3 protein-coding genes and 1 pseudogene are annotated in these 4,183 nt (G+C 71.5%); all 4 read right to left on the bottom strand.

What is annotated here, in order from left to right:
- Positions 1–69 precede the first annotated feature (69 nt).
- Complete coding sequence (locus VGO20_RS14945) at positions 70–1,152, bottom strand: ABC transporter ATP-binding protein (protein ID WP_327503166.1); 1,083 nt, start codon at positions 1,150–1,152, stop codon at positions 70–72.
- Positions 1,153–1,163: 11 nt separating this feature from the next.
- Positions 1,164–2,267: an ABC transporter ATP-binding protein gene (locus VGO20_RS14950; protein WP_327503167.1), complete on the bottom strand. Its 1,104-nt coding sequence runs from the start codon at positions 2,265–2,267 to the stop codon at positions 1,164–1,166.
- A complete protein-coding gene (glpD, locus tag VGO20_RS14955) occupies positions 2,264–3,832 on the bottom strand; it encodes a glycerol-3-phosphate dehydrogenase (protein ID WP_327503168.1) in 1,569 nt (522 codons plus the stop codon). The genes VGO20_RS14950 and glpD overlap by 4 nt, the downstream gene beginning before the upstream one ends.
- Positions 3,833–3,883: 51 nt before the next feature.
- Positions 3,884–4,183: pseudogene (locus VGO20_RS14960) on the bottom strand (hypothetical protein); the annotation flags it as partial.

The raw sequence follows: 4,183 nt of genomic DNA on the forward strand, positions 1-4,183 counted from the left end.
GACGATCACGAAGACCGGGATCACCAGGAACCAGGCTCGGTTGTTCCAGGGCTTGTCCATGTCCGCCTCCTAGCTCGCCAGCCGGCTGTCGCGGTAGAGCAGCGTGCGCTCCGGCGGGAAGCGCAGCGCCAGGCCGTCGGCTGGGATCGGCCGGTCGTCAGCGAGGCGCACCTTGATCGGGTGGCGGCCGAGGCGCGCGGTCACCAGCCGGTGTGTGCCCAGATGCTCGACCCCCGACACCGCGACCGGCACCGCGCCGGGCCCGCCGGCCGGCGCGACCTCGACGAATTCCGGCCGGATGCCCAGCTCGAAGCGGCCGTCCCCCGCGGCCCTTCCGGTGCGCCCGGGGTCGAGCGGGATCGCTACGCCGTCGACGACCGCGTGGTCGGGGCCGAGCTCGCACGGCATTAGGTTCATGCCCGGGCTGCCGATGAAGTAGCCGACGAAGGTGTGGGCCGGCCGCTCGAACAGCTCCTGCGGGGTGCCGAGCTGGACGATCTGCCCCTCGTGCATCACCGCGACCTCGTCGGCGAAGGTCAGCGCCTCGACCTGGTCGTGGGTGACGTAGATCAGGCTGAGGCGGAACTCCTCGTGCACCTCGCGCAGCTTGCGCCGGAGCTGCCATTTCATGTGCGGGTCGATCACGGTCAGCGGCTCGTCGAACAGGATCGCCGCCACGTCCGAGCGCACCAGCCCGCGCCCCATGGAGATCTTCTGCTTGGCGTCCGCGGTCAGCCGGTGGGCGCGCCGGTTCAGCTCCCCGCCCAGGTCCAGCAGCCCGGCGACCTTGCGCACCCGCGCGTCCACCTCGGCCGCGGGCACCTTCCGGTTGCGCAGCGGGAAGGCCAGGTTCTCGTACACGGTCATGGTGTCGTAGATGACCGGGAACTGGAACACCTGGGCGATGTTGCGCGCCTCCGGCGACAGCCCGGTCACATCGCGGCCGTCGAACAGGATGCGCCCCTCGCTCGGCGTCACCAGGCCGGAGATGATGTTCAGCAGCGTGGTCTTGCCGCAGCCCGACGGCCCCAGCAGCGCGTAGGCGGCGCCGTCGCGCCAGCTCTGGGTGAACTGGCGCACCGCGTAGTCCTGCGGGCCCTTCGGCTCGGCCTCGTAGGAATGGGCGAGGTTGACGAGGTCGATCGTCGCCATGGGCCGGGCTCCTACGCGACGCCCATGAGGCGCCCCGGCTCGCGCGTCGGGGCGGCGATCAGCCGGCCGTCGGGCGCGAAGACGAAGACGCGGGCGGGATCGACATGGACCGCGATGGTCTCGCCGATCGGGTGGTTGTGGACGCCGTCCTCCTGGGCGACCAGGCCGGTGCCCTGGTGGACGACGTGGACGAAGGTCTCCGAGCCGCTGATCTCGGACAGCTCGACGCGCGCCTGTATCGCGACGTCCAGCTCGCTGCGGCGCGCGATCGACAGGTGATTGGCGCGCACGCCGATCCGGCACGGCCCCGGCGGCAGGCCGCGGTCATGGGCCGCCAGCGGCAGATGCGTGCCGTCGGCGAGTGTGACCCGGTCGTCCGAGAGGACCGCGTCCAGGAAGTTCATCGGCGGGTCGCTGAACACCGCGCCCACGACCGTGCTCGCCGGCCGGGAATAGACCTCCAGCGTCGGGCCGAACTGGACCAGCCGCCCCTCGTGCAGCACGGCCGTGCTGCCGCCCATCACCAGCGCCTCGGTCGGCTCGGTCGTCGCGTAGACGACGGTCGTGCCGCCGTCGCGGAACAGCTCGCGCAGTTCCTCGCGCAGCTCCTCGCGCAGCTTGTAGTCGAGATTGACCAGCGGCTCGTCCAGCAGCAGCAGCCCCGCGCGCTTGACCAGGGCACGCGCGATCGCCGTGCGCTGCTGCTGCCCGCCCGAGAGCTGGGCCGGCAGCCGGTCCAGCAGCCCCTCGATGTGCAGCATCGACGCGGTCTCGCGCACGCGCCGGTCGATCTCCGCGCGGTCCAGCCCCTGCCGGCGCAGCGGCGAGGCGATGTTGTCGTAGACCGTCAGCGAGGGGTAGTTGATGAACTGCTGGTAGACCATCGCCACGTCGCGCCTGCGCACCGAGACGCCGGTGACGTCGCGCCCGTTGTCGACCACGCGCCCGGACGTCGGCGCCTCCAGCCCCGCCATCAGGCGCATCAGCGTCGTCTTGCCGGCCAGCGTGCGCCCGAGCAGGACGTTGAACGAGCCGGGCTCCAGCGTCAGCGAGATCCCCTCGACATGGGTCTCGGAGCCGGCCTTCTTGGTGATGGCGTCGAGCTGGAGCGTCACCGGTTGCCTCCCATCGACGATCTGAGTTGCGGGGCGTGCTCGTTCCCCGGCACGGCCGTCCGCCCCGCCAGCCAGGCCGAGACCTCGGCCCGCGCCTCCGCGTCGAGATGCAGGCCCAGCTTGGTGCGCCGCCACAAGAAGTCCTCGCCCGTGCGCACGAACTCCTGCGCGGCGGCGTAGCGCAGCTCGGCCTCGTACACCTGGCCGCCGCACGACGCGGCGAGGTCGCGGCCGAGATCGGCCAGCCCGGCCGCCCCGTCCAGCAGCATCTCCGTCCGCGTGCCGTAGGCGCGCGCGTAGCGCCGCGCCAGCGCCGGCGGCAGCCACGGGCGGCGCGCGGACAGGCCGGCGAGGTAGCCGTCGAAATCGGCCTCGGGGATGTCGCCGCCGGGCAGGGGGCTGCCGGCGGTCCAGGGCCTGGCGGCGGCGCGCAGCGGCTCCTGCAGGCGGTTGACCGCCTCCTCGGCGAGGCGGCGATAGGTCGTGATCTTGCCGCCGTAGATCGACAGCAGGGCGGGGGCGTCGGGCGGCGCGTCGAGCTCGAGCACGTAGTCGCGGGTTACGGCGGCGGCGTTGCCCGCCTCGTCGTCGTAGAGCGGCCGGACCCCGCTATAGGTCCAGACCACGTCCGCGGGCATCACCGGCGTCGCGAAGTACTTGGAGACGGCGCGGCACAGATACGCGACCTCCGCGTCCGAGATCGCGACCTCGCCCGGGTCGCCCTCGTAGTCGACGTCGGTGGTGCCGATCAGCGTGTAGTCGCGCTCGTACGGGATCGCGAACACGATGCGCCGGTCGTCGTTCTGGAAGATGTAGGCGTGCGGCCCCTCGTAGAGGCGGCGGACGACGACGTGGCTGCCCTTGACCAGCCGGACGGCGTGGCGGGCGTTGACCCCGATGCGCGCGTTCAGCACGTGGCCGACCCAGGGGCCGGCCGCGTTCACCAGCACGCGGGCGCGCACGGTGCGCGTCTCCCCCGTCTCGGTCGACTGCAGCGTGACGCTCCACAGCCCGTCCTCGCGCCGGGCGCCGGTGCAGCGCGTGCGCGTCAGGACGCTGGCGCCCCGCTCGCGCGCGTCGATCGCGTTCAGCACCACCAGGCGCGCGTCCTCGACCCAGCAGTCCGAATACTCGAACGCCTTGCTCCAGCCATCGGCCATCGGCGCGCCCGCGGGGTGGCGGCGCAGGTCGAGCGAGCGGGACGGCGGCAGCAGCTTGCGCCCGCCGAGATGGTCGTAGAGGAACAGGCCGAGCCGCAGCATCCAGGCCGGGCGCATCGTGCGGTCGTGCGGCAGCACGAAGCGCAGCGGCCAAATGATGTGTGGGGCGGCGCGCAGCAGGACCTCGCGTTCGACCAGCGCTTCGCGCACCAGCCTGAACTCGTAGTATTCGAGGTAGCGCAGCCCCCCGTGGATCAGCTTGGTGCTCGCCGACGACGTGGCGCTGCCGAGGTCGCCCTGCTCGCACAGCACGACCGAGAAGCCGCGGCCGGCCGCGTCGCGCGCGATGCCGGCGCCGTTCACTCCGCCGCCGATGACGAGGATGTCGACCGGATCGCCGGTCATTCATCGTCCTCCCTGACCGCCGGGCGTTCGTTCGCCCCGCTTGAATTTTCGCTATGGAAGGCTATCGGCCTGATTTGCGTTCGTAAAGGAAAATTCATGTTCGTTTTCGAAGATCTCCACCTCTCCCTCGTCTCCCGGCACATGGACGCGGCAGTCGCTGGCGGCGATGACGTCGGCCATGGCGGCGGGCGGCGGGCGGTCGGTGAACAGCTCGTGCACTTCGCCGATATGGCCGAGGCGGATCATGGCGCTGCGGCCGAACTTGGTGTGGTCGGTGACCAGGAAGACGCGGCGCGAGTTCTCGATGATCGTGCGGGCGACGCGGACCTCCTGGTAGTCGTAGTCGAGCAG

This window comes from Arenibaculum sp. (assembly GCF_035998295.1).
Lineage (GTDB): Bacteria > Pseudomonadota > Alphaproteobacteria > Azospirillales > Azospirillaceae > DASYHS01.